Source organism: Falsiroseomonas sp. HC035, assembly GCF_050563525.1.
Classification (GTDB): domain Bacteria; phylum Pseudomonadota; class Alphaproteobacteria; order Acetobacterales; family Acetobacteraceae; genus Falsiroseomonas.
This window is the reverse complement of record NZ_JBNXUN010000007.1, coordinates 1-23,752: the sequence shown is the minus strand read 5'-3', so window position 1 is coordinate 23,752 and position 23,752 is coordinate 1. Positions and strand designations below refer to the sequence as shown.

Genomic DNA, 23,752 nt, shown 5'->3' with positions numbered 1-23,752 from the left:
CGGAGGGGCGCGCGACGGGCGAAGGCGGGCTAGGATGGGAGCATGAACACTTTCGGTCCCGCGACCGCGTCCTTCGGTGCCGGCGACGGCCTTCTCGGCCTGTCCCAGCGCCTGCCGCCCGCCAACCTTGAAGCTGAGCAGGCGCTGCTCGGTGCTTTGCTGGCCAACAACAAAGCCTATGAACGGGTTTCGGAATTTCTTGCCGCGGAGCATTTCGCGGACGCCATCCACGGCCGCATCTTCTCCGCGATCCAGCGGCGGATCGAGGCCGGGCAGCTCGCCGATGCGGTGACGCTGCGCGCCGAGTTCGAGCATTCCGGGCTGCTGGATGAGGTCGGCGGCTCGCCCTATCTCGGCCAGCTGCTGACGGCGATGGTCGGCGTCATCAATGCCGGCGAGTATGGCCGCGTCATCCACGATGCCTGGCTGCGCCGGCAGTTGGTGGACCTTGGCGAGGTCATGGTGAACCGCGCCTTCGGGGCGGAGCCCGAACTCGACGGCAAGCTGCAGATGGAAAGCGCCGAGCAGGCGCTGTTCGACCTGTCGAAGGCCGGCGAATCGGGCGGCGGCTTCGTCTCCTTCGAACGTGCGCTGGCCACCGCCGTGCAGCATGCGGAGAAGGCGTTCTCGAACCCCGGCGGCGTCGCCGGCCTGTCGACCGGGCTGCGCGACCTGGATGCCAAGCTCGGCGGCCTGCATCCCTCCGACCTTCTGATCATGGCCGGCCGGCCCGGCATGGGTAAGACGGCGCTGGCGGTGAAGGTGGCCTTCGGTGCGGCGCGGGCGACCCTGCGCGCGGCGCGGGAGAAGGACCCCAACGCCATCCCGCGTGGCGGCGTCGCGATCTTCTCGCTCGAAATGTCCTGCGACCAGCTCGCCACCCGCCTGCTGTCCGAGGAAAGCCGCATCTCCGGCGACCGCATCCGCCGCGGCGAGATCAGCCAGCGCGACTTCGACAAGTTCCTGGAGGTCAGCCGCGAATTGCAGGCGCTGCCGCTGTTCATCGACGACACGCCGGCCATCACCATCTCCGCGCTGCGGACCCGCTGCCGGCGGTTGCAGCGGACCAAGGGGCTGAACCTGATCATCGTGGACTACCTCCAGCTCATGCGCCCCGCGGCGGGCAGCAAGCCGGAAAACCGGGTGCAGGAAATCAGCCAGATCACCCAGGGGCTGAAGGCCATCGCCAAGGAGCTGTCCGTCCCGGTCATCGCGCTGTCGCAGCTCTCGCGCGCGGTGGAACAGCGCGAGGACAAGCGGCCGCAGCTGTCCGACCTGCGCGAATCGGGGTCGATCGAGCAGGACGCGGACGTGGTGATGTTCATCTACCGCGACGAATACTACCTGCAGCAGCGCCAGCCGAAGGAACTCACCTTCGACAATCCCCAGAAATTCTCGGAAGCCGTGGAGAAGTGGCAGAAGGACATGGAGGACGCCCACAACAAGGCGGAGCTCATCGTCTCCAAGCAGCGCCACGGCCCGACCGGCACCATCCGCCTGTTCTTCGAGGCTGAGTTCACCCGCTTCGGGGACCTCGATACTCAGCATGACGGCGGCTATGGGGATTAACCCGGGGCAGGGCGTCCTCACCGTCGATCTCGGTGCCATCGTCGCCAACTGGCGCGACCTTGGCGCGCGGCACGGCGCGGCGGTCGCCGGGGTGGTGAAGGCGGATGCCTATGGGCTTGGCGCCGGGCCGGTGGCGCGGGCGCTGCGCGATGCCGGCTGCCGGCACTTCTTCGTGGCCCACCTGAGTGAGGGGATGGCGCTGCGCCAGGCGCTGGGCGCCGGGCCGGACATCATCGTGCTGAATGGCTTTCCGCCGGGGGCGGACGAGGACGCATCCCTGCTGCCGGTGCTGAACAGCCTGGGCGACGCTGCCGCCTGGGCCGGGCGCGGGCCGGCGCTGCTGCACCTGGACACCGGCATGTCCCGGCTCGGACTGGATGCCGCGGAACAGGCGGCGCTGGCGGCGGACCCGGTGTTGCTGGCCGGGCTCGCGCTGCGCTTCGTCATGACCCATCTGGCCTGCGCCGATGAGCCGGACCACCCGCTGAACACGCTCCAGGCCGCCCGCTTCGCGGCTGCCGCGCGAATGGTCGCCCCAGGCGTGCCGACCAGCTTCGCCAATTCCTCCGGTCTGTTCCTGGGCCCGGATTTCCGGTCCGACCTCGCCCGGCCCGGCTGCGCCCTGTACGGCATCAACCCGACCCCCGGCGCCCCGAACCCGATGCGCCAGGTGGTGACGCTGGAGGTGCCGGTGCTGCAGATCCGGGAAATCCAGGCCGGCGACACGGTGGGGTACGGCGCCAGCTACACCGCCCCGGTCACGTCACGGGTGGCGACCGTTGCGGCGGGCTATGCCGATGGCTACCTTCGCAGCCTGTCCGGCCGGTCCCTGGCGCTGTTCCAGGGGCGTGCCGTGCCGCTCATAGGCCGGGTCTCGATGGATTTGACGACGTTCGACGTGACGGATTTTCCCGAACTGCGCCCCGGCGACCGGCTGATGCTGGTCGGTGGTGACGCGAACACGCCGGATGACATCGCCGCCCGCTGCGGCACCATCGGCTACGAGGTGCTGACAAGCCTCGGCCAGCGCTACCACCGCGCCCATGTGACATCCTCCTTGGGCGGCACCTGAGGCCTTGGATCGTATCCTGGACTTTGTCGCGGCCCTCGGGCGGGCCGTCATCGGGCTGCTGCGCGGCACCGGCGCCATCGCGCTGTTCGCGGCGGAGGCGGTGAGCCACCTGTTCCGCCCGCCCTTCTACGGCCGCCTGTTCCTCAAGGCCTTCATCGAGATCGCCTGGTTCAGCCTGCCGGTGGTGGCGCTGACGGCGGTGTTCACCGGCATGGTGCTGGCGCTGCAATCCTATACGGGCTTCTCCCGTTTCAACGCGGAAGGTGCCGTCGCCAATGTGGTGGTGCTGTCGATCACCCGTGAACTCGGCCCGGTGCTGGCCGGGCTGATGGTCGCCGGCCGCATCGGCGCCGCCTTCGCCGCCGAGATCGGCACCATGCGCGTGACCGACCAGATCGACGCGCTGTCCACGCTGTCCACCAACCCGATGAAGTACCTGGTGGCGCCGCGGCTGCTGGCCGGCACGCTGGCGCTGCCGCTGCTGGTGATCGTGGCGGACAGCCTGGGCGTGATGGGCGGCTGGCTGATCGGCACGCAGCAGCTCGGCTTCGGCTCGGGCGCCTACCTCAAGGCCACCTTCGACTTCCTGCAGGTGGCGGATGTGGTGTCCGGCCTGATCAAGGCGGCGGTGTTCGGCTTCATCATCACGCTCATGGGCTGCTGGTCCGGCTATACCTCGGGAGGCGGCGCGCAGGGCGTGGGCCGGGCCACCACCTCCGCCGTCGTCGCCTCCTCGATCCTGATCCTGGCGGTGGACTACATCCTGACCGCGATCCTGTTCAGCCGATGAGCACCGTCCCGAAGATCCGCCTGACCGGCCTGCGCAAGGCCTTCGGTGCGAAGCAGGTGCTGGACGGCGTCGACCTGGATATCCGGGCCGGGCATTCCATGGTGATCCTGGGCGGCTCGGGGTCGGGCAAGTCGGTTACCCTGAAATGCATCCTCGGCCTGATCACGCCGGACTCGGGCACCATTGAGATCGACGGCCGGAACGTCGCCAGCCTCTCCAGGCGGGAGCGGGAGGCCGTAAATGACCGGATCGGCATGCTGTTCCAGAACGGCGCGCTGTTCGACAGCCTGCCGGTCTGGGAGAATGTCTGCTTCAAGCTGCTGGCGCAGGGCCGCATCACGCGCCGCGCCGCCCGCGACAAGGCGGCGCAGGTCCTGGCGCAGGTCGGCCTGGCCGCCAGCGTCGGCGACCTGTCCCCAGCCGAGCTTTCGGGCGGCATGCAGAAGCGCGTCGGCCTGGCGCGCGCCATCGCGGCGGAGCCGGACATCATTTTCTTCGACGAGCCGACCACCGGCCTCGATCCGATCATGGGCGCGGTGATCGATGGCCTGATCGTCGACGTGGTGAAGCGCCTTGGCGCCACCGCCGTCTCCATCACCCACGACATGGCCAGCGCGCGCCGCATCGGCGACGACGCGGCGATGATCCACAAGGGCCAGATCATTTGGCGCGGCCAGGCGGCGACGCTGGGTGAGACCGGCAACGCCATGGTGGACCAGTTCGCGCGCGGCGAGCGCGAGGGGCCGATCCAGATGGAGCTGCGGAAGTAGGCAAGGGAACCCGCGCCTCCGCAGGGCGTGGAGAGGGGTGGGAGGATCTCACCATGAATCTCGATTCCTGCATCGCCGCCTGCCTCGACTGCCACCGGAGCTGCCTTGCGACCGTGGCGCATTGCCTCGGCCTCGGCGGCCATCATGCCGAACCGGGCCACATCCGCATCATGATGGATTGCGCGCAGATCTGCGCCGTCAGCGCCGACTTCATGATCCGTGGCTCCGCGCACCATCCGCATCTGTGTGCCGAATGCGCGGAGATCTGCCGCGAATGCGAGAAGAACTGCGCCGGGCATCCGGATGCCGATGCCGCGATGCGCGCCTGCGCGGAGATGTGCCGTCGCTGCGCCGAGGAATGCGGCAAGATGGCGCGGCCGCGCGCGCATTGATCTGCAGTGGCGGACCGCTTCAGGCCGCCACCACCCGCCGCTGCCGGATTGCCAGGAACAGCGTGCCCATCAGCAGCAGGTTGACCACCCCGGCCAGCGCCGCATTGGCGAAGCTCACCGTATAGGCGCCGGTCAGGTCGAAGAAGTAGCCGCCCTGGAAGCCGCCGATGCCGTGGCCGAGCCAGGCGAAGGCCAGGATCACGCCCATCAGCGTGGCGCGTCGCGGCGCCGGGGTCAGCGCGCGCGCGGTGACCAGCACGCCGGTCATCACCCCCGCATAGCCAAAGCCGTAGATCGGCGCGAAGACGAAGAAGTGGCCCAGGTCCTGGATCTGGGTGAAGGCGAACACCGCCACGGTTTGCCAGGCGGAGGCTGCCATGTAGGCCGGGATCGGCCCGATAATGTCGGCCAGCTTGCCGAAGGCGACCCGGCCCAGGATCGCCGCCAGCAGCATGGACAGCAGCACGCCGGAGGCATCGGTGCCGGAAATGCACAGCCCCTGCAGCAGCGGCACCAGGTGCATCAGCGGCACCGCCATGCAGGCGCAGCACAGCAGGACGGACGCGCTGAGCCAGACCACCGCCAGCCGCGGTGGGATCGGCGGCGTGCCTTCCACCCGCATCGCCGCCCCGCCGGCCGCGCGCGGCGGCTCCCGCACCAGTGCGGCGAGCGGGACCATCAGGGCGAGCGACGCGAGGCCCAGCGCCAGGAAGGCGCCACGCCAGCCGACCGCCTCGATCAGGTAGGCGGTGGCGAAGGGCACCCCGCCCTGGCCGAGCGCCTGCCCGGCCGAGGCGAGCCCGATCGCAAGCCCCGCGCCCGCCGGAAACCAGCTTCCGACCAGGGCGATCAGCGGCGCGAACAGCGCCGCGCCGAAGCACCCCGCAAGGAAGAACAACAGGTAGAACTGCCACAGGCGGTCCGCACCCGATGCCAGCGTGACGCAGGCGCCGACCATGACCACGCCCACGAGGCAGACCGTGCGGATCGGGGTGCCGTCCGCGATCCGTCCCATGACGATGCCGCCGATCGCGAGCCCGAGGAGGCCCGCCGCGTTGATCAACGCGATCCCGCCGCGGGGCCAGTGGAACTCCGCTTCCAGGGGCACGAAGAAGACCGACAGGCCGTTAACCAACTGGCCCATCGCGATGGCAAGGATCGTCGCGACGGCGGCGACGATGACCCAGCCGTGGTGCAACCGCCTCGGCATGGCACAGCGCCCTTCTGTTCGGCCGGAATCCTGGCGCCATGGGATTGCGTGGTGGTGTCGCGCGGCGGCGAAAGGTGTTTCACCTGTTGCGATGCGTGGTATGTGTGACGTGTTCCTGTTTCGTGCTGAAGGACGCCCTGCTTGGCCAAGCCCGTCACCCGCTATGTCTGCCAGGCCTGCGGCGCCCCCCACACCAAGTGGCAGGGGCGCTGCGATGCCTGTGGCGAGTGGAACACGCTGGCCGAGGAAGTCACCGAACAGCGCGGCCCCGGGCCGGCTGGCAAGGCCGCTGGCGGACGACGCGTGGAATTCGTCGGCCTCAAGGGCCGCACCGCGCCGCCGGCCCGAATCCTGACCGGGATCGCGGAGCTGGACCGGGTGCTCGGCGGCGGCATGGTGCCGGCCTCCGCCGTACTGGTCGGCGGCGATCCCGGCATCGGCAAATCCACCATCCTGTTGCAGGCCGCGGCCCGCATCGCCAGCGCCGGGCGCCGCAGCCTGTACATCTCGGGCGAGGAGGCGGTGGAACAGGTGCGGCTGCGCGCCGCCCGGCTCGGCCTGACGGACAGCCCGATGGGCTTGGCCGCCGCCACAAGCCTGCGCGACATCGTGGCCAGCCTGGAGGGTGAACCGGATATCGCCCTGGTCATCATCGATTCGATCCAGACCGTCTGGCTCGATGCGTTGGACAGCGCGCCGGGCACGGTGGGCCAGGTGCGCGCCTGCGCGGCGGAGCTGATCCGGCTGGCGAAGGCACGCGGCTTCGCCATCGTGCTGGTCGGGCATGTGACGAAGGAAGGCACCTTGGCCGGTCCGCGCGTGCTGGAGCACATGGTGGATGCAACGCTGTATTTCGAAGGCGACCGCGGCCACCAGTTCCGCATCCTGCGAGCTGTGAAAAACCGCTACGGCGCCACCGATGAGATTGGCGTGTTCGAGATGACGGAGCGCGGGCTGATGGAGGTGGCGAACCCCTCCGCCCTGTTCCTGGCGGAGCGCCGCGGCAATGTCTCCGGCAGCGCGGTCTTTGCCGGCATCGAGGGCACGCGCCCGGTGCTGGTCGAGGTGCAATGCCTGCTCTCGCCGAGTTCGGGCGGCAGCCCGCGCCGGCAGGTGGTGGGCTGGGATTCCGGGCGGCTGGCGATGCTGTTGGCGGTGCTTGAGACCCGCTGTGGCCTCGGCGTCGGCATGAATGACGTCTACCTCAACGTCGCCGGAGGACTGCGCATCGCCGAACCGGCGGCGGATCTCGCCGTGGCCGCGGCGCTGGTCTCGGCGGCGACGGACCGGCCGACCGATCCCGGCGCTGTGTATTTCGGCGAGGTCGGCCTTTCCGGCGAGGTGCGGCAGGTGAGCCAGGCCGAGGTGCGGCTGCGGGAAGCCCAGAAGCTCGGCTTCACCGCTGCCACGCTGCCCCGCCGCGTGGCGCGCGGCAGCACGGCGCCAGCGCCCATTCCCGGGCTGAAGCTGACCGAGACCGGGCATCTGGCCGACCTGGTCGCGATCTTCGCGGCGCAGACCACGAAGCGGCGGCCGGGGGGCGGGAAACAAGGGGAGGAGGCCGCAGCCGGGCAGGCATGACACCCGCCCCCCCGCCCGCTATACGCATCCCCAATGACCTGGGTTGATGGCGTCGTCCTCGCGGTGCTCCTGCTCTCGGCGGGACTCGCCTATTTCCGCGGCCTGGTGCGCGAGGTTCTGGGCGTCGGCGCCTGGGCGGGCGCGATCGTGCTCGGCATTCTGGCGGAGCCTGCCGTCACGCCGATGGTCGCGCAGTATGTGGACCCGCCCTGGCTCGCGACTGGCGTCGCGGTCGGCGTCGTGTTTCTGGTGGTGCTGGTCATCCTCAAGTTGCTGATCGCCTGGCTCGCCGGCCATGTGCAGCGATCGGCCCTGGGTGGCGTGGATCGCGTGCTGGGGCTGGTCTTCGGCTTGGCGCGGGGTGCTTTCGTGGTCGTGATCGCCTATATCGTCGGTGGACTGGTGCTGCCTGCCGTCGAAAGCTGGCCGGACCCGGTTCGCCAGGCGCGGTCCCTGCCGCTGGCCGCCGATGGGGCAGCCTGGGTGGTGGCGCATCTGCCCGAAGAATTCCGCCCGCGCCTGCCGGAAGGCACGGGCCGCCAGGACCCCAGCATGGACCAGCTGCTGCGCCCTCCCGCGCGGAGCCGGCTCTGAAGGACGTTTATGAGCCAGCAATGGGATATAGGTGACGACGACCATCCGCATGAGGAATGCGGCGTTGTTGGAGTCTGGGGAAGCGCCGACGCCGCGGCGCTGACCGCGCTGGGGCTGCATGCCTTGCAGCACCGGGGCCAGGAAGCGGCCGGCATCGTCTCGCTTGCGGGCCAGGGGCAGTTCCACGCGCACAAGGGCCGCGGCCTCGTCGGCGACAATTTCAGCAATGCGGCGGTGATAGCGGGCCTGCCCGGCCACGCCGCCCTCGGCCACAACCGCTACGCCACCACCGGCGAGACGGCGCTGCGCAACGTGCAGCCGCTCTATGCGGATTTCGAATTCGGCGGCTTCGCCGTGGCGCACAACGGCAACCTCACCAACGCGCATGTCCTGAAGCGCACCCTGGTGCGGCGGGGCTGCCTGTTCCAGTCGACCACGGATTCCGAGGTGTTCATCCACCTCATCGCCATCAGCCTGTATTCCACCGTGATGGACCGGCTGATCGACGCCTTGAAGCAGGTGCAGGGCGCCTACAGCCTGGTCGCGCTGCACAACGGCGCGCTGATCGGGGCGCGGGACCCGCTTGGTGTCCGTCCGCTGGTCCTCGGCAAGCTGCCGGCCGGCGGGCATGTGCTGGCCTCCGAGACCTGCGGGCTCGACATCGTCGGCGCCGATTTCGTGCGCGACGTGGAGCCCGGCGAGATCGTCATGATCGACGATGCCGGCGTGCGATCCATCCGCCCCTTCGGGCGGGAGAAGTCGCGCTTCTGCATCTTCGAATACATCTACTTCGCCCGGCCCGATTCCATCGTGGAGGGCACGCCGGTCTACGACACGCGCAAGCGCATCGGCGCGGAACTCGCGCGCGAATCCGGCGTGCCGGCGGATGTCATCGTGCCGGTGCCGGACAGCGGCGTGCCGGCGGCAATGGGCTATGCGGCGGAAGCCGGCATCCCGTTCGAGCTCGGCATCATTCGCAACCACTATGTCGGCCGCACCTTCATCGAGCCGACCGACCAGATCCGCAACCTTGGCGTGAAGCTGAAGCACAGCGCCAACCGCTCCATGCTCGAGGGCAAGCGCGTGGTGCTGGTGGACGATTCCATCGTCCGCGGCACGACAAGTCGGAAAATCGTGGAGATGGTGCGCCAGGCCGGGGCGACCGAGGTGCATATGCGCATCTCCTCCCCACCCACCACGCATTCCTGCTTCTACGGCATCGACACGCCGGAACGGTCCAAGCTGCTCGCCGCCAATCACGACGTGGCGGAGATGGCGCGGATCATCGGCGCCGACAGCCTCGGCTTCATCTCGCTCGATGGCCTGTACCGCGCGTTGGGCCGCAGCGGGCGGGATGCGGCGGCGCCGGCCTATTGCGACGCCTGCTTCACCGGGGACTACGCCATCCCGCTGACCGACCTCGGCGACAATTCCGAGCGGCCGCTGCCGCTGCTGCAAGTGGCGAATCGCTGACCATGCTTCCCCTGCAGGATCGCGTGGCGCTGGTCACCGGCGCCTCCCGCGGCATCGGCGCGGCGCTGGCTGTGGAACTCGCGCGGCTGGGGGCGCAGCTCGTCCTCGTCGCCCGCACCCAGGGTGGGTTGGAGGAGACGGATGACGCAATCCGCGCCGCCTCCGGCCGCGGCGCCACGCTGCTGCCGCTGGATCTGCACCGGGACGCCGAGAAGCAGCTCGACCTGGTCGGGCCTTCCATCCTGGAGCGGTTCGGGCGGCTGGATGTCCTGGTGCACAATGCCGGCGTGCTGAACAAGCTGACGCCGGTGGCGCATATCGAGCCGAAGGACTGGGCGCAGACCGTCGGCGTGAACCTGACCGCCGCCTGGCGCCTGATCCGGTCCTGCGACCCGCCGCTGCGCGCCTCCGACGCCGGCCGCGCCGTCTTCGTCACCACCGGGCGGGTGCTGCGGCCGAAATCCTATTGGGGGATGTACGGCGCGACCAAGGCCGGGATGGAACACCTGGTGCTGACCTGGGCGGAGGAAGTCGCCAAGACCCCGCTGCGGGTGAACCTGTTCGACCCTGACGTGGTGGCCACCAGGCTGCGCGCGCAGGCGATGCCGGGCGAGGAGCCATCCGGCCTGACCCAGCCGGCGGAGGTTGCGCCAGCACTCGCGGCCCTATGCCTGCCGGGCGAGACCCGGCATGGCGAGAGGGTCCTGTTCGCCCCCGTCGCAGCGCACTGAACCAGGGACAGCCGGCATGGCACGCCTCACCCGCCGGAGCCTGGCCGGCGTCGCCAGCTTCGCCGCCGCCAGCGCGCTGCCGGGCCGGGCACGCGCCGCGGCGCCGCTGGAGGTCCTCACCTCCGACATCCGGCCGCTGTCCTTCCCGGGCCCCGACCGGCGCGGCATCACTCTCGATATCCTGGCCGCGGCCGTCGCCGCCATTGGCCGCACACCGGTCTTCACCTTCCTGAGCTTCGGCGAATCGGTGGACCGCACCCGCCAGATCCCCGGCACCCTGCTCTGCCCGATCGGCCGCACCGCGACGCGGGAGGCGCAGTTCGGCTGGGTGGCGAAGGTCGTCGACGTGCCGCAGGCGATGGGCACGCTGGCGGGGCGGCCGGTGGCGGATCTGGTGGCCGCGCGCGCGCTGCCGCGGATCGGGGTGGTGCGGAACGGGTTGCAGGAGGTCTTCCTGCGGCAGAACGGCTTCGGCAACCTGGTGGTGCTGGAAACCGGCCGCGATCTGGCGCTGGCCCTGGCGGAAGAGCGGATCGACGGGTGGTACGCGACGGAGCCCGAGATCATCGCGCAGTTCGAGGCGATCGGTCGCCCCGGCGGCGTCCGTACCGGGCCCGCCTTACAGACCGCCGCCGCCTGGCTCGCGACCCATCCCGACCCGCGCGACCTGCCCATTGCGGCGCTGCGCGCGGCCATGGCGCGGCTGGAGGCCGATGGTACGGCGGCGCGCATCTACCGCAGCTACGCCGGGGGCTGAGCGGCCGCGCTGCCGGACTACTCCTCCTCCCCGTAGGGATTGTCCGTCCCTCGCAGATGCAGCCGGATCGGCACGCCCGGCATGTCGAACTTTTCCCGGAAACTGTTCACCAGGTAGCGTCGGTAGTCCTCCGGCAGCATCTCTGCCCGGGTGCCGAACACGGTGATGGTCGGCGGGCGGGCCTTCGGCATGGTGGCGTAGCGCAGCTTGATGCGCTTGCCTTCCACCAGCGGCGGCTGGTGGCGGTCCTTCATCGCCTCGAACCACCGGTTCAGCTCACCGGTCGGCACGCGGCGGTTCCACAGCGCATAGACCTCCCGCACCGTCGGCATCAGCTTGTCCAGGCCGCGCCCGTTCGCGGCCGAGATCGGCACCACGGCGATGCCCTTCATCTGCGCGAAGCTGCTGGTGAGCGTGTCCTCAAGCTTCTTCCGCGTCGCGTTGCGGTCCTCCACCGCATCCCACTTGTTGAAGGCGATGACCAGCGCGCGGCCCTCGCGTTCCGCCAGCCGGCCGATGCGCAGGTCCTGCTCGTCCATGCCCTGCAGCGCATCGACGACGAGGATCACCACCTCGGCCTCCTTCAGCGCGGCGATGCTGGCCTCGGTGGACATCTTCTCCAGCAGCTTTTCGATGCGCGCCTTCTTGCGCAGGCCAGCGGTATCGACCAGCCGGATCAGGCCCTCGGCGTCGCGGAACTCCACCGCAATGGAGTCGCGCGTCAGGCCAGGCTCCGGCCCGGTGATCATGCGTTCCTCGCCGACCAGGGCGTTCAGCAGCGTGGACTTTCCGGCGTTCGGGCGGCCGAGGATTGCCAGGCGCAGCGGCCTTTCCCGGTCCTCGCGCCCGCGCCGAGGCTCGGCATGCAGTCGGTCGCGCACCTCGTCGTGCAGGTTGCCGAAGCCGTCGCCGTGCTCCGCGCTTACCGCGATGGGATCGCCGAGGCCGAGTTCATAGGCCTCCATCGCCGCCTGCATGCCAAGCCGGCCTTCCGCCTTGTTGGCGACCAGCAGCACCGGCACCGGCGCCTTGCGCAGCCACTGCGCGAAGGCTCGGTCGGCGGCGGTCAGGCCGGTGCGGACATCAACGACGAACAGCACCAGGTCTGCCTGGCGCAGCGCGCCCTCGCTGCTCGCGGTCATGCGGCCGGCCAGCGTATCGGGCGCCGCTTCCTCCAGCCCTGCCGTGTCGATCAGCGTGACGGGCACGCCGCCGATCTCGGCCTCCACCTGCTTGCGGTCGCGGGTGACGCCGGGGGTGTCGTCCACCAGCGCGATCTTGCGGCCGGCGAGGCGGTTGAAGACGGAGGACTTGCCCACGTTGGGCCGGCCCATGATGGCAACGGTCTGCATGATTTTCTCGAGTTCCAATCCGCGCCCCATACAACCGGCCGGGCGCGGCTGGCCCTCATAGCACGGCGCGCGTCAACGCAGCGCCATCAGCGTCCCATCCTCGCCGAGCAGCGCCAGCGTGCCCTGCGCCAGCGCCCCCGGCAGGGTGACGCCGGAGGACAACCCGGTGCGGCCGGCGATGGCGCCGGTCGCCGGGTTTAGCATCAGCAGTTCCGCGCGGCTGGAGGGCACCAGGACGAAGCCACCGGCCAGGATCGGCTGGCCGAAGCGCGCCGCCTCGCCGCGTCGCCGGCCCTCCGGCGCGGGGTCCAGCTCGGACACCCAGCGGATGCGGCCATCCTCCCGCCCCAGCGCTACAGCTTCCCCGGCCCGGGTCAGGGCGAACACCCAATCCCCGGCCGAGGCGACGCCGTTGCCGCTGCCGAAGCTGCGTTCCCACAGGCGACGGCCGCTGCGCAGGTCCACCGCGATGGTGGTGTTGGCGAGGCCCGAAGCGAAGACACGGCCGCGGTCGATCACCGGCAGCCCGGTGATGCCGACGATGTCGGCCAGGCTGGTCGCGCCGATCAGGCCGAGGCCCTCCGACCACAGCACGCGGCCATCGGTGACCCGCAGCGCCGTCAACTCGCCGGTGCCGAAGCCCGCCACCACCGTCTCGCCCTCCACCGCCGGCGCGGGCAGGCCGAGCGGGATGGTGGAAAGGGCGCCGGCGCGGTGGGACCACAAGGTGCGGCCATCCTCGATCGACAGCGCCACCAGGTGGTTCTCCAGCGTGACGACGAAGATGCGGCCGCCGGCGACGGTGGGCGCGCCGCGGCTGGGGGAGGCGGTACGGACGCGCCAGCGCACCGCACCATCCTCCGGCGACAGCGCCAGCACTTCCGCCATGCCGGTTGCCACATACAGCACGCCATCGGCGAAGGCGGCGCCGCCGCCGACGCGGCCGGCACTTTCATCCGCCGGCGTCGTCTCGACGCGCCAGCGGCGGCCGCCATCGGCAAGCGCGAAGGCCGCGACCTCCCCGGTCGAATCGACGGCGTAGACGGTCTCCCCGGCGATCACCGGGCCCGCCGTGAGCTGCTGGCGGTAGCCGGAGCCGCTGCCGGCGGAGGCGCGCCAGGCCTGGCGGGGCTCGGCGGAGAACAGCACGTGGCCGGGCGCGTGGCTCGGCGGCCCGCCGGCCTGCGGCCAGTCCGCCAGGGCGACCGGCGCCGGCAACTGCACGGCGCGACCTTCGAGGCCGGTATCGGCCGCGAGCGGCGGATCGGCGGTGAGCACGCTGCGGCGCTCGCCGGGCAGCGGGGTCTTGGTGGAGCCGAACAGGCCATCGAGGGCGCCACAGCCGGACAGCAGGCCAGCGGCACCCAGCAGGGCGCCGCGGCGCGAAAGCGTCTTCATCATCATGAGCCGAGCCCTGCCGCCAGACGCTGCGCGCGTTCGCGCAGCCCGGGTGTTGCCGCGGTGTCGGCGGCCAGCGCCTGCAATTGCTGCCGCGCCTCCGCCGTGTCGCCGCGCTTGATCGCCACCAGCGCCGCCACTTCGCGGGCCGGGGCCTGCCAGGCATTGCCGGGCTGGGTCAGCGGCGCGATGCGGGCGGCAAGCTGCGCCGCATCCCCGGTCTCCAGCGCATGCGCGACGTACAGCAGGTTGGCGAGGTCGCGGTACAGCGGCTCCGCCGCAGCATCACCTGCAAGCTGGTCATAGATCGCGAGCGCCGCGGCGGTGTCGCCGGTTTCCGCCTTCAGCGCCGCGGCGCGCAGGCGGGCGAGCGTGCGGTACCCATCCGGGGCCTCCGCGGCCAGGCGGGCGAAGCCCTCCGCGGCCGCGGCCAAGTCGGCGCCCTGCTGTTCCGTCGATCGGTGCAGCGCCAGGTAGCCATTGGCGGCGGCGGCGGCGTCGCGCGCCTGCATCCAACGCCAGCCCTGGAAGCCTCCGGCCGCGGCCAGCACCAGCAGCACAACGCCGAGGCCAAGCCCGCCCCAGCGCCGCGCCATGCGGCGGGCGCGATCGGCGCGAAGGTCTTCTTCGATCTCGTCGAAGATGTCGGGCACGGGCCATCCTTTGATCTGCGGCCGCAAGGCGGGTGATCCGCCGGCCGGAAGCCGGGGCCGGACCATAGCCGCCCATACAGGTCACGTTAAGCCCGTGGGTCTAGCTTCGCGGCATGCGCCGCCCGCAACCGCTTCTCCCACCACCGGTCCGAAAAGCCTTCTGGTTGATTCCGCTGCTGCTTTGCGGTTGCGAGGCGGCCATCGGCGCGGCGGCTGGTCCCGCGCTGGTGGCGGGCGGCGCCTCCCTGGTGCTGACCGGGCGGACCCCGGTGGACCATGTGGCGAGCCTGGCGACGGGGCGGGACTGTTCCGCGGTGCGGCTGGAGCGCGGCCATGGCTGGTGCGCCCCACGCCCCGGGCCGCCGCCGGAGCCGAGCTTCTGCACGCGCTCACTCGGGGCCGTGGATTGCTGGACCGTGCCACCGCTGGGCGCCGGTCGGCAGGTCGCCGACCCGCCGACGCCCTGAGCCGAGCCAGCCTCGGGATTGGCGCATGCGCATAGTGCGTGTTCGTCTGAGGCGGAATTGCCGAAAGCCGTGAACCACACGCAGACAATACGCTCGAGGCTGTCTGGCGCTTCTGTCAGCGCCTGACAGACTTCAATCCAGCGGGCCGCGCCACAACTGCCCGCCGGGCCGGGAAGCGACCGCGGGCGCGGCGGGGTTGAGCAGGGCCGGCCGCTCGGCGACCAAGCGCCAGCGCGCCCGCAGCAGGTGGCACAGCACCTCCGCCTCCTCCGCACGGCTGTTCGGCAGCAGCATCAGCCAGCGGACCTTCCGGGCCAGCAGCTTGATGTCGAGGCTGAGCAGGACGCCCGCGGTGCCGAGCAGGCCGATCCGCAGCAGGTCCCAGGTTGCGGCCGCATCCAGCAGGTCCGCCGCCAGCGCGCTGCGAGGTCCAAGTCTCGCCGGGTCCGCCTCGACCGGCGTTGCCACGAGCGTGGTATCGCCGCCATCCATCCCGGCGGTCTCCAAGGCGGAACGCAGCCTGGCCATCCGCTCCGGATTCTGTTCCGTCACCAACAGGACGGGCTTCAGGCCCCGGGCCTGCGCGGCCTGGGCGCCGCGCAGCGGCAACGCCGTGCTGGCCGCAGCACCCAGGAACATCGCCGACCAGACGGACCGTGCGGATCCGAGGCTATGTTGCAGCGCGACCCAACTCGGGCCGTCGCCCGCCGCCAGTGCAGCGCCAGCAGCGCCCGCCGGGTGGGCAAGGGCGGCCTGGGCGGCGACCAGGGAGGCGTGGGCGAACGGATCTGTCGTCGGTTCCGGCTGCTGGCCCGCCGGCCCGGCGGCAGGTGTCGTCGCGGGAGCCGATTGCGAAAGCGGTTCGGGTTCGCGGGGTACAACGGGCTCCGGTTGCGAAGCCTGGTCGGCGCGGGCCGGTGCGGCGCTTGCGGGGATGGCGGGTGAGGGCTCCGACGCGGCGGGATCTGGCTCGGCCGGCGCGGAGGGTGCTGGGACCGCAGCCTCCGGCGCGGCATCTGCCATGGCTTCAGGTGCGGTATCTGCCAGGGTTTCAGGCGCGGAGACTGCCGCGACTTCGGGCGCGGGCATCGTGGCTTCCGGCGCTGCCTCCGCCTCCGTCGCTGCCTCCGCCTCCGGTGCCGCCTCCGGCGCTGCCTCCGTCGCTGCCTCCACCTCCGGCATGGACGTCATCGCGGCAGCCATCATGGCTTCGGGGGCAGCTTCTGCCGGAACGGGCTGCTCCGGCACAGGGGCGCCGGGCGCCGCGCCGACCTCGGCCACCGGCTTCCCGGCCTCCCGCGCCCGCATCGAGGCCAGAAGCGGCGAGGCCTCGACCAGGTCAACGCCCCGATCCTCCGGCGGTGCCGGGACCGAGGCGAGCTTCGCGCCATCAAGGAATTCGAGCAGCGGGCTTTCCAGCGCCGCGGGGCGCGCCGGTGCAACGGCGGCGGGGCTCAGGGTCGACAGCAGGCCCACAGGCTCGGCGGCAGGAGGCGCGGGCGCCTGTTCGGGCGAAACCGGATCGAGCAAGAGCAGCCCGGCGAGGTCGGGCGTCGCACTGCCGGGCAGCGTACCGGCCCCGTCCCCGCCCGGGTCCTCCGCAGCGGCCGGTGCTTCCGGGCGCTGCGCTGTCAGTTCGGCGTCCCGGCTGAGCGAGGCCATCAGCCTGGCAGCCCACTCCATGCCGACCGGGTCCTGTACCGCCATCGCCGCCTCCCCATGCCAGCCTGCGGCTCTACCAGCCGCACCCTGCCGCCTCAACCGCCGATATGTCGGGCGCTCAGGGCGCGAAGCGCACCGGGGCGCCGGCCGGCGTGCCGAGCACCGCATCCTCCCGCATCGCCGGCTTGCCGCGCAGGATGGTCATCACCGGCCAGCCCTGGCAGCGATGCCCGGCGAAGGGCGTCCAGCCGCAGGGGGAGGCGATCCAGCTTTCCTCGATGGTGCGCGCCTTCTTCATGTCGACCACGGTGAAATCGGCATCGTAGCCGGCTGCCAGCCGACCCTTGCCGACCACGCCGAAGACCCGCGCCGGGCCGGCCGACATCAGGTCCGCCAGCCGCGACAGCGAAAGCCGCCCGGCCGAGACATGGTCCAGCATCAGCGGCACCAGCGTCTGCACGCCGGTCAGCCCGGCGCCGCAGTCCGGCCAGGGCTTCTCCTTGGAGGCGCGGCTGTGCGGGGCGTGGTCGGAGCCGATGCTGTCCACCGTGCCGTCGGCCACCGCCGCCCAGGCGGCTTCCATGTGGCGCGCGTCGCGGATCGGCGGGTTCATCACGGCATAGCCGCCGAGCCGGTCATAGGCCTCGTCGGTCTGCGTCAGGTGGTTCAGCAGCACCTCCACCGTGGCGACGTCGCGGTAGTCGCGCAGGTAGCCGAGTTCCTCCGCCGTGCTGACGTGCAGGATATGCGCCGGCCGCCCGGTCTTGCGGGCCAGCGCCATCAGCCGCCGCGTGCCGAGGAAGGCGCATTCCACGTCGCGCCATTCCGCGTGCATCCGGTGCGGCATGCCGGTGGTGTAGGCCGGCTTGCGCGATTGCAGGCGGTACTCGTCTTCCGAGTGATAGCTGATGCGGCGGCGGCCGCTGCGCATCACGGCTTCCAGACTCGCATCGTCCTCGACCAGCAGATCACCGGTCGAGCTGCCGGCGAAGACCTTCACGCCGCAGACGTTCGGCTCCGCCTCCAGCGATGCCAACTCGGCGATGTTGGACTTCGCGGCGCCGACATAGAAGCCGATATCGCACCAGGCGCGGCCGCCGACGAAATCCCGCTTCCAGTCCAGCTTTTCGCGCGTGGTGATGGAGGGGTTTGTGTTCGGCATGTCGAACACCGCCGTCAGGCCGCCGAGCACCGCGGCCCTGGTCCCCGTCTCGATGGTCTCCACTGTGGGATCGCCGGGCTCGCGCAGGTGGACGTGGCTGTCGATCAGGCCGGGCAGTACGTGCAGGCCGGCGCAGTCGATCGTCTCCGCCGCCGTCGCGGTGCGCAGATCGCCGATGGCGGCGATTCGGCCGGACCGCACGCCGACGTCCGAAACCTCGACACCCCAGGGCAGCACCAGCGTGCCGCCGCGCAGGATCAGGTCAAAGGCTTGGGACATGGGCGGAATCCTTCGTGACGGGTCGAGGTTCTATAGACCATGTCGCCCGGCCCGAAACGCCTACCCGCCCAGCACCTGCCAGACATCGCCGCTGGTATCCCGGCGTTCGACATGCGCGCGGTGCCAGAGGGCGTAGAACAGCAGGTGCCAGGCGGCGAAGCCGCGGTGCTTGTCGCCGGCGGCGGCGCGGAACAGCGCGGCAACACGGTCCGGCCGCGCCACCTCCGCCACGCCGGGCTGCGCCGCGACCAGCGGGCCGAGCCGTTCGCCAACGCCGCCGATCCAGGCCGCGACCGGCACCGTGAAGCCCTGCTTCGGCGCGAAGGGCTTCGCGGCCGGCGCGTGCCGGGCCATCCACGCCCGCAGAAGCCACTTGCCGGTGCGGCCGCGCACCTTGAGGGAATCCGGCAGGCGGAAGGCGACGGCCGCGACCGCCGGGTCCAGGAACGGCGTGCGGCCTTCGAGCGCATGCGCCATCAGGCAGCGGTCCAGCTTCGCCAGCAGGTCGTTCGGCAGCCAATCGGCGATATCCGCCGCCTGCGCCGATTGCAGCCGCGACCGGCCGGGCAGGGCGGTGGCGGCCTCCGCGGCGGCGATGCCGTCCCGCCAGGTGCGGGGCGGGTCGCGCAGGATGCCCTTCACATGGTCAAAGGCGCCGGTGGCGCGCGGGCGACGGCCCCACAGCCACCAGGGCCGCATGGCGCTGCGGTAGCGGCCGTAGCCGCCGAACAACTCGTCGCCACCCTCGCCGGACAGCACCACCTTCACCTGTTCGCGGGCGCGGCGGGCCAGGAACCAGGTCGGGATGATGGCGTAGTCCGCCGCCGGGTCGTCCATGCAGGCGACGATCCGCGGCAGCTCGCGCCACACCTCGGCTTCCGTCACCGTCACCAGCGTATGGGTCGCGCCATGTGTCTTGGCCGCCGCGGCCGCCGCCGCGCGCTCATCCGCGGCGCCCGGCACGTCGAAGCTGGCGGTGAAGGCGCGGACGGGCTGCTGGTTCAGGCGCGCCATCATCGCCAGCACCGCGCCGGAATCGATGCCGCCCGACAGGAACAGGCCATAGGGCACGTCGCTGCGCTGGTGCAGGAGGACGCTGTCCTCGAAGGCGGCGTCGAAGCGCGCCAGCGCATCCTCCTCCGTCACCGGCAGCGGGCCCCCCTCGGGCAGCGCGGCGCGGCGGTGGCGCTCGACGATGGCGCCATCGGCGATCACCACCGTCTCGCCCGGCAGAATGCGGGTGATGCCGGCGAAGATCGTCTCGGCGCCGGTGGTGAACTGCATCTGCAGCAGCTCGTCCCGCGCCTCCGCCCGGATGCGCGGCTGCACCAGCCCGGCCACGAGCAGCGCCTGCGGTTCGGAGGCGAAGGCGATGCCGCCCGAAACCTCCGCGATGTACATCGGCTTGATGCCGAAGGGGTCGCGCGTCAGCACCACGCGGCGCGTCGCGCGGTCGTGCAGCGCCATGGCGTACATGCCGCGCATCGCCTCCGCCGTCGCCGCCGCGCCATCGCGCCGGTACAGGTGCAGGGGCGGCTCGCAGTCGGATCCGGTGGTGCAGACCAGCGCATGCGCCTCGCGCAGCTCGATGTAGTTGTAGACCTCGCCATTGGCGACGAGGGTGGCGGGGCCGGAGAACAGCGGCTGGTCGCCGGTGGCCAAGTCGATGATCGCCAGGCGGTTATGCGCGAGGCCGACATTGTCGGCGATGTGCACACCTTCCCCATCCGGCCCGCGATGCGCCAGCGCGCCCAGCATCGCCCGCAGAATGGCCGCATCCGGCGTCAGGCCGTGGCGCAAAGCGAGGCCGGCGATGCCGCACATCAGGCCGCACCCCGCTTGCGGGCGGCGGCTTCGTCCAGGAATCCGGCCCAGGCCGCCAGCGCCGCCGGCTCCGCATGGTGCGCCTCGAAGGCGGCGCGGCCTGCGGCGGCGAGCGCAGCCTCCCGCGCCGGATCGGCCAGGAGCCCGGTGATGGCAGTGGCGAGGGCGGGGGCATCGCCGATCGGCACCAGCAGGCCGGTGCGTCCGGGCTCGATCACCTCGCGCGGTCCATCGGCGGCGGTGGCAACGACAGGGCGGGCGGCGGAAAACCCCTCCAGCACCACATTGCCGAGGGGCTCGATGCGGGACGGCACCACCAGCAGGCGGGACGCCGCCAGCAGCGCGCCGACATCCTGCCGCCAGCCGAGGAAGGCGACGCGGGCGCCGAGCCCCAGTTCGTGCGCCAAGCTTTCGAGCGTCGCCCGTTCCGGGCCTTCCCCGGCCAGGGCCAGATGCACCTGGGTTGGCAGCAGCGCCATGGCGCGGAGCAGGGTGCCAAAATCCTTGTTGGTGTGCAGCCGGCCCATCGCCAGCAGCGGCACCGCGCCGGGCGGGAAAGGCAGCGTCGCCGGCGCCGCGCCGAGCAGGTCGGCCGCGAAATTCGGCACGTGTCGCACGCGCTCGCGCGGAAAACCCTGGGCCGCGATCCAGTCGCAGAGGCCGCGCGTATTCGCCGCCAGCAGGTCGCACCCGGCATAATGGCGCAGCGGGTAGGCGCCACCAAGCCGCCCTGCGAGCGCCCACTCGGCGCCCCGCCCGGTGGCGGCCCGCGAAAACCGCGCTGCACGGTTCATCCAGGCCACGGTGACCTGCGGCCGGAAGCCGCGCAGCGCGGCCCTGAGGCGCGGCGCCGTCAGCAGGTCGAGCGGTCCGCCGAAGCCGAGCTGCACCGGGACGACGCCGCCCGCCGCAAGCCGCGCGGCGCGCCCAGCCTCCCGCCGGATCACCGCCAGCACGGACAGGCCGGCGCGATGCTGGGCCAGGACCAGGCGTTCGAAGAAGGCCTCGGCACCGCCCTGCGCGGCGCCGGCCATGACATGCGCGACCCTCACGCCGGCACTCGGTTCGCGAGCAGGCGTTCGGCTGCCGCCAGCACGCGGGAGGCGGGCAGGTCGGTCATCGGCGCATCCATCGGGGGGCCATCCGCTTCCACCGCCACGGCGCGTGGGCCGGAGGGGCCGTATTCGGCGGCGCTGCTGCGGCCGAACAGGCCGATGGTGGGGGCGCCGGCGGCGGCGGCCAGGTGCATCAGGCCGGAATCATTGCCGAGGAACAGCGCCGCCCGGCGCAGCACCGCCGCGACCTCCGGCAGCGCCAGGCTGCCGACCAGATCCACCGCTTCGGGAAAGGCGGCCAGCACCGGGGCGGCCATGGCGCGCTCCTCCGCCCCCGGCCCGCCGAGTACCGCGATCCGGGCGCCGGCCAGCGCGCCGTCCGGCGCGACCAGGGCGCGCGTCACCTGCACGAAGCGGTCCGCCGGCCAGACCTTGCCGGCCCAGTTGGCGGTGGGGCCGACCACCAGCCATGGGCCGCCCGGCAGCAGCGCCGCGGCGCGTGCCTCGTCCTGTGGCGCGGTCCAGGTGACCGGCAGCGGCGGCGGCGATAGCCCCATCAGCGCGCCAAGATGCGAAAGCCGGTGCCCGGGCCGCCTGCCGCCCTTGCCCGTCAGCCGCCGCCGCGCCGGCACCATCCAGGCCAGCGCGGAGGCGCGGAGGTCCACCACCAGGTCCCAGCGGGTGAAGGCCACCTTGGCCCACAGGCCGAGCCAGTGGCGCGACAAGGGCTGCTTGGTGACGACGATCAGCCGTTCCAGCCCCGGCATCCGCGCGAAGATTCCGGCCGCCGCCGGGCCGCAGGCAACAGTGATCCGCGCGCCCGGATGGGTGCGGAGAAGGTGGTCCAGCAGCCCGGTGGACAGGACCGCATCGCCGATCCGGGTGGCGGTGACGAAAAGGATGCGCATGCAGGCGCGGCGCATAGCACACCCACCGGAAACGCCCCAGACAGGTCTGTTGCAACAGGCGCCGCCGTGTCCCATGTCCGGAGGATGCCGATTGCCCTCCTCACCGGACGGGGCGTGGTGGAGGTGACCGGGGAAGACCGGGTCAGCTTCCTCCAGGGTCTCGTCTCCAACGACGTGTCCAAGGTGGCGCCCGGCGTCGCCGTCTGGGCGGCGCTGCTGACGCCGCAAGGCAAGTGGCTGGCCGACTTCTTCGTCATGGCGGAAGGCGAGCGCCTGCTGCTGGATGTGGAGGCCGCGCAAGCCGCGATGCTGGTGCAGCGCCTGTCGCGCTTCCGGCTGCGTGCCAGGGTGGCGCTGCGCGACGCCTCGGCCGAGTTTTCCGTGATGGCGGCCTGGGGCGGCAGCGAGGCGCCGGGCGGTTTGCCTGCTGGCACCCTGGCGGCCCCGGACCCGCGCCTGCCGGAGGCCGGCTGGCGTATCCTGGCGGCGGTGCCGCCCGTGGTGGATGCTTCCGAGGCCGATTGGGACCTGCACCGGCTGCGACTCGGCCTGCCGGATGGCTCGCGCGACCTGGAGCCGGAGAAATCCGTGCTGCTGGAGGGCGGGTTCGACGAACTCGGCGGCGTGTCCTGGACCAAGGGCTGCTACATGGGCCAGGAGCTGACAGCCCGCACGAAGTACCGCGGCCTGCTGAAGCGCCGCATCTTCCCGGTCTCCGTGGAGGGCGGACTTCCTCCATCCGGCACGCCGGTGCTGCGGGATGGCGTCGAGGTGGGGGAGCTGCGATCCGCCCGGGACGGCTTCGGGCTGGCCCTTCTGCGGATCGACGCGGTGGCCGCCGGCGTTGTCCTGTCTGCTGGCGGAGCCCGGCTGACGCCGCGGGTGCCGGAGTGGATGCGACTGCCTGGTGCAAGCGTCGCGGTGTCCTGAGCCCGTTTCACCCGATTTCAATATTGTTGCCCGCGCGACCGCCTTCATGCATGAGGGGCCATATGGTCCGCGGGACCCTGGAGCAGCTCGCATGAACAACCTCTGGGACGGCGTGCCGGTCCGGGCCGAGGCCAGTGGCTGGCACTGGGTGGAGGATGCGGCCGGGCTGCGCCCGCTGCTCTGGCGTGGCGATGACTGGCCGGAGCCGGTCGATCGGCGCGAATGGCAGGACGGCGTGGTGATCTGCGCGCCATCCGACATGTCCGGTGAACGCTATTTCGGTCCGGTGGCGATGCCGGAGGATGTGGCGAAGCGGTTCCAGGCCGTACAGCGCGAGGCCGCGGCGCCGACGAAGCCATCCTGGGCGAGCCGGTTCGGACTGCGCTGAGGGGGGCGCCAGGCAAATGTGCCGGACAAGCTCCGCTGGCCGAGAAGAAGCCTCTTGAAGCAGGCTTGAAGCTAGGCTAGGTAGCCGGCCCGCCGCGAGGCGGGTCGTCGGCCTGGTGTTCGGGCGCAAGGTCTTGGCAAGATGCCGTTGGCATTTTACTTGGGCTGGCGCAGTCCCAACGAGGGTTGAAGACCCAGATTGCCGGCGGTGCGATGGTGACCGCGAGGTACCATCCGGGTTTGTCTAAGGATGGTTGAAATCCAGACTTGCGGATTTTGACCGGCGGTTGCCAAACGCTCTGAATGCCATGTCGAAGGCAGGTTAGCTTCTCGAATTTGGCGATAGGGTCTTGCAGCCGGAGCCTCTGAGTGTTATCTACCCGCTCCGCCGCAAGGTGGTCCCTTCGGGGAGGGTCTTCAGGGTTTTGAACCAGCGCCCTCGGGTGGCTGGATGATGAACTGGGAAGGCGAGCGGGCCGGTTCATCCGGCCATGTGATCAAGCACTGTGTCCTTGGGCATCAGTGTTCCGGATCCACAGCAATGTGGGTTCGGAGAGCTTCGGTCTTTGACAATTGCATCTGTCTTTTGGAAGCAGATAGGCGCTTTCAGACGATCAAGCCTGGTTTCCGTAAGGAAGCATTGGGTTTGCTTGGCCTGAAGTGCTGTAAGCATCGAGAGTGGTGAGCGGAGCCTGATCGAAAGGCATCGCAGGGCAGAGCTTCGGCTATGTCATGC

22 protein-coding genes are annotated in these 23,752 nt (G+C 71.2%); 13 read left to right on the top strand and 9 right to left on the bottom strand.

The features are described 5' to 3' along the window. The first annotated feature begins 42 nt into the window (after positions 1-42). The 5 genes from ACLF3G_RS16065 to ACLF3G_RS16045 are packed head-to-tail and all read left to right on the top strand — an operon-like array spanning position 43 to position 4,593. Entirely contained in the window at positions 43-1,569 is a 1,527-nt protein-coding gene (locus tag ACLF3G_RS16065; RefSeq protein ID WP_430670404.1) for a replicative DNA helicase, read from the top strand. Then, on the top strand, positions 1,559-2,641 hold the full coding sequence (gene alr / locus ACLF3G_RS16060) for an alanine racemase (RefSeq protein WP_430670403.1): 1,083 nt from the start codon (positions 1,559-1,561) through the stop codon (positions 2,639-2,641). The genes ACLF3G_RS16065 and alr overlap by 11 nt, the downstream gene beginning before the upstream one ends. A gap of 4 nt (positions 2,642-2,645) precedes the next feature. Next, positions 2,646-3,431, top strand: a complete 786-nt coding sequence (locus ACLF3G_RS16055; RefSeq protein ID WP_430670402.1) for an MlaE family ABC transporter permease — start codon at positions 2,646-2,648, stop codon at positions 3,429-3,431. Further along, entirely contained in the window at positions 3,428-4,201 is a 774-nt protein-coding gene (locus ACLF3G_RS16050) for an ABC transporter ATP-binding protein (RefSeq protein ID WP_430670401.1), read from the top strand. The genes ACLF3G_RS16055 and ACLF3G_RS16050 overlap by 4 nt, the downstream gene beginning before the upstream one ends. Before the next feature lie 53 nt (positions 4,202-4,254). Continuing rightward, the gene (locus ACLF3G_RS16045) at positions 4,255-4,593 is read left to right on the top strand and encodes a four-helix bundle copper-binding protein (RefSeq protein ID WP_430670400.1); all 339 of its coding nucleotides are present in this window, start codon (positions 4,255-4,257) and stop codon (positions 4,591-4,593) included. Positions 4,594-4,612: 19 nt separating this feature from the next. On the opposite strand, the gene ACLF3G_RS16040 is transcribed toward ACLF3G_RS16045, so the two are convergent. Beyond that, complete coding sequence (locus ACLF3G_RS16040; RefSeq protein WP_430670399.1) at positions 4,613-5,803, bottom strand: MFS transporter; 1,191 nt, start codon at positions 5,801-5,803, stop codon at positions 4,613-4,615. Between the two features lie 141 nt (positions 5,804-5,944). Between ACLF3G_RS16040 and radA the strand changes: the two genes are divergently transcribed. Genes radA through ACLF3G_RS16015 form a run of 5 tightly spaced genes read left to right on the top strand, consistent with a single transcriptional unit; the run spans position 5,945 to position 10,939 of the window. After that, the gene (gene radA, locus ACLF3G_RS16035; protein ID WP_430670398.1) at positions 5,945-7,384 is read left to right on the top strand and encodes a DNA repair protein RadA; all 1,440 of its coding nucleotides are present in this window, start codon (positions 5,945-5,947) and stop codon (positions 7,382-7,384) included. A 33-nt stretch (positions 7,385-7,417) separates the two neighbouring features. Beyond that, complete coding sequence (locus ACLF3G_RS16030) at positions 7,418-7,978, top strand: CvpA family protein (protein WP_430670397.1); 561 nt, start codon at positions 7,418-7,420, stop codon at positions 7,976-7,978. Positions 7,979-7,987: 9 nt separating this feature from the next. After that, positions 7,988-9,451 carry an amidophosphoribosyltransferase gene (gene purF / locus ACLF3G_RS16025; protein WP_430670396.1) on the top strand — a complete coding sequence of 488 codons (1,464 nt, stop codon included), beginning with the start codon at positions 7,988-7,990 and terminating at the stop codon, positions 9,449-9,451. A gap of 2 nt (positions 9,452-9,453) precedes the next feature. Then, positions 9,454-10,182 carry an SDR family NAD(P)-dependent oxidoreductase gene (locus ACLF3G_RS16020; RefSeq protein WP_430670395.1) on the top strand — a complete coding sequence of 243 codons (729 nt, stop codon included), beginning with the start codon at positions 9,454-9,456 and terminating at the stop codon, positions 10,180-10,182. A 16-nt stretch (positions 10,183-10,198) separates the two neighbouring features. After that, positions 10,199-10,939: a hypothetical protein gene (locus ACLF3G_RS16015; protein WP_430670394.1), complete on the top strand. Its 741-nt coding sequence runs from the start codon at positions 10,199-10,201 to the stop codon at positions 10,937-10,939. 17 nt (positions 10,940-10,956) lie between these two features. Here the strand turns inward: ACLF3G_RS16015 and der are convergent, their stop codons facing one another. The 3 genes from der to ACLF3G_RS16000 form a co-directional block, all read right to left on the bottom strand. Further along, positions 10,957-12,291, bottom strand: a complete 1,335-nt coding sequence (der, locus tag ACLF3G_RS16010) for a ribosome biogenesis GTPase Der (RefSeq protein ID WP_430670393.1) — start codon at positions 12,289-12,291, stop codon at positions 10,957-10,959. Between the two features lie 72 nt (positions 12,292-12,363). Next, positions 12,364-13,695 carry a PQQ-binding-like beta-propeller repeat protein gene (locus ACLF3G_RS16005; protein ID WP_430670392.1) on the bottom strand — a complete coding sequence of 444 codons (1,332 nt, stop codon included), beginning with the start codon at positions 13,693-13,695 and terminating at the stop codon, positions 12,364-12,366. Further along, on the bottom strand, positions 13,692-14,342 hold the full coding sequence (locus ACLF3G_RS16000) for a tetratricopeptide repeat protein (protein ID WP_430670391.1): 651 nt from the start codon (positions 14,340-14,342) through the stop codon (positions 13,692-13,694). The genes ACLF3G_RS16005 and ACLF3G_RS16000 overlap by 4 nt, the downstream gene beginning before the upstream one ends. Positions 14,343-14,506: 164 nt before the next feature. On the opposite strand from ACLF3G_RS16000, the gene ACLF3G_RS15995 reads away from it, so the two are divergent. Next, positions 14,507-14,809 carry a hypothetical protein gene (locus ACLF3G_RS15995; protein WP_430670390.1) on the top strand — a complete coding sequence of 101 codons (303 nt, stop codon included), beginning with the start codon at positions 14,507-14,509 and terminating at the stop codon, positions 14,807-14,809. Between the two features lie 132 nt (positions 14,810-14,941). Here ACLF3G_RS15995 and ACLF3G_RS15990 read toward each other — a convergent pair whose 3' ends face one another. From ACLF3G_RS15990 to ACLF3G_RS15970, 5 genes are all read right to left on the bottom strand, one after another. Beyond that, the gene (locus tag ACLF3G_RS15990; protein WP_430670389.1) at positions 14,942-16,516 is read right to left on the bottom strand and encodes a hypothetical protein; all 1,575 of its coding nucleotides are present in this window, start codon (positions 16,514-16,516) and stop codon (positions 14,942-14,944) included. Positions 16,517-16,589: 73 nt separating this feature from the next. Beyond that, positions 16,590-17,912, bottom strand: coding sequence for a dihydroorotase (locus tag ACLF3G_RS15985; RefSeq protein ID WP_430670388.1), 1,323 nt, complete (start codon positions 17,910-17,912; stop codon positions 16,590-16,592). A 60-nt stretch (positions 17,913-17,972) separates the two neighbouring features. Next, on the bottom strand, positions 17,973-19,736 hold the full coding sequence (asnB, locus tag ACLF3G_RS15980) for an asparagine synthase (glutamine-hydrolyzing) (RefSeq protein WP_430670387.1): 1,764 nt from the start codon (positions 19,734-19,736) through the stop codon (positions 17,973-17,975). Next, positions 19,736-20,770 (bottom strand): glycosyltransferase, encoded by a 1,035-nt coding sequence (locus ACLF3G_RS15975; RefSeq protein WP_430670632.1) that lies wholly within the window; start codon positions 20,768-20,770, stop codon positions 19,736-19,738. Before ACLF3G_RS15975 ends, asnB begins: the two co-directional genes overlap by 1 nt. 14 nt (positions 20,771-20,784) lie before the next feature. After that, a complete protein-coding gene (locus ACLF3G_RS15970; RefSeq protein ID WP_430670386.1) occupies positions 20,785-21,699 on the bottom strand; it encodes a glycosyltransferase family 9 protein in 915 nt (304 codons plus the stop codon). An 84-nt stretch (positions 21,700-21,783) separates the two neighbouring features. On the opposite strand from ACLF3G_RS15970, the gene ACLF3G_RS15965 reads away from it, so the two are divergent. Both ACLF3G_RS15965 and ACLF3G_RS15960 read left to right on the top strand, forming a co-directional pair. Further along, the gene (locus ACLF3G_RS15965; RefSeq protein WP_430670385.1) at positions 21,784-22,629 is read left to right on the top strand and encodes a YgfZ/GcvT domain-containing protein; all 846 of its coding nucleotides are present in this window, start codon (positions 21,784-21,786) and stop codon (positions 22,627-22,629) included. Positions 22,630-22,720: 91 nt separating this feature from the next. Beyond that, entirely contained in the window at positions 22,721-23,017 is a 297-nt protein-coding gene (locus ACLF3G_RS15960) for a hypothetical protein (RefSeq protein WP_430670384.1), read from the top strand. Positions 23,018-23,752 lie beyond the last annotated feature (735 nt).

What these genes read in the sequence shown, in the direction of transcription:
- ACLF3G_RS16065 (WP_430670404.1), top strand. Translation starts at nt 43, where the DNA reads ATGAACACTTTCGGTCCCGCGACCGCGTCCTTCGGTGCCGGCGACGGC.
- alr (WP_430670403.1), top strand. Translation starts at nt 1,559, where the DNA reads ATGGGGATTAACCCGGGGCAGGGCGTCCTCACCGTCGATCTCGGTGCC.
- ACLF3G_RS16050 (WP_430670401.1), top strand. Translation starts at nt 3,428, where the DNA reads ATGAGCACCGTCCCGAAGATCCGCCTGACCGGCCTGCGCAAGGCCTTC.
- ACLF3G_RS16045 (WP_430670400.1), top strand. Translation starts at nt 4,255, where the DNA reads ATGAATCTCGATTCCTGCATCGCCGCCTGCCTCGACTGCCACCGGAGC.
- ACLF3G_RS16040 (WP_430670399.1), bottom strand. Translation starts at nt 5,803, where the DNA reads ATGCCGAGGCGGTTGCACCACGGCTGGGTCATCGTCGCCGCCGTCGCG.
- ACLF3G_RS16030 (WP_430670397.1), top strand. Translation starts at nt 7,418, where the DNA reads ATGACCTGGGTTGATGGCGTCGTCCTCGCGGTGCTCCTGCTCTCGGCG.
- purF (WP_430670396.1), top strand. Translation starts at nt 7,988, where the DNA reads ATGAGCCAGCAATGGGATATAGGTGACGACGACCATCCGCATGAGGAA.
- ACLF3G_RS16020 (WP_430670395.1), top strand. Translation starts at nt 9,454, where the DNA reads ATGCTTCCCCTGCAGGATCGCGTGGCGCTGGTCACCGGCGCCTCCCGC.
- ACLF3G_RS16015 (WP_430670394.1), top strand. Translation starts at nt 10,199, where the DNA reads ATGGCACGCCTCACCCGCCGGAGCCTGGCCGGCGTCGCCAGCTTCGCC.
- der (WP_430670393.1), bottom strand. Translation starts at nt 12,291, where the DNA reads ATGCAGACCGTTGCCATCATGGGCCGGCCCAACGTGGGCAAGTCCTCC.
- ACLF3G_RS16005 (WP_430670392.1), bottom strand. Translation starts at nt 13,695, where the DNA reads ATGATGATGAAGACGCTTTCGCGCCGCGGCGCCCTGCTGGGTGCCGCT.
- ACLF3G_RS15990 (WP_430670389.1), bottom strand. Translation starts at nt 16,516, where the DNA reads ATGGCGGTACAGGACCCGGTCGGCATGGAGTGGGCTGCCAGGCTGATG.
- ACLF3G_RS15985 (WP_430670388.1), bottom strand. Translation starts at nt 17,912, where the DNA reads ATGTCCCAAGCCTTTGACCTGATCCTGCGCGGCGGCACGCTGGTGCTG.
- asnB (WP_430670387.1), bottom strand. Translation starts at nt 19,736, where the DNA reads ATGTGCGGCATCGCCGGCCTCGCTTTGCGCCACGGCCTGACGCCGGAT.
- ACLF3G_RS15975 (WP_430670632.1), bottom strand. Translation starts at nt 20,770, where the DNA reads ATGGCCGGCGCCGCGCAGGGCGGTGCCGAGGCCTTCTTCGAACGCCTG.
- ACLF3G_RS15970 (WP_430670386.1), bottom strand. Translation starts at nt 21,699, where the DNA reads ATGCGCATCCTTTTCGTCACCGCCACCCGGATCGGCGATGCGGTCCTG.
- ACLF3G_RS15965 (WP_430670385.1), top strand. Translation starts at nt 21,784, where the DNA reads ATGCCGATTGCCCTCCTCACCGGACGGGGCGTGGTGGAGGTGACCGGG.
- ACLF3G_RS15960 (WP_430670384.1), top strand. Translation starts at nt 22,721, where the DNA reads ATGAACAACCTCTGGGACGGCGTGCCGGTCCGGGCCGAGGCCAGTGGC.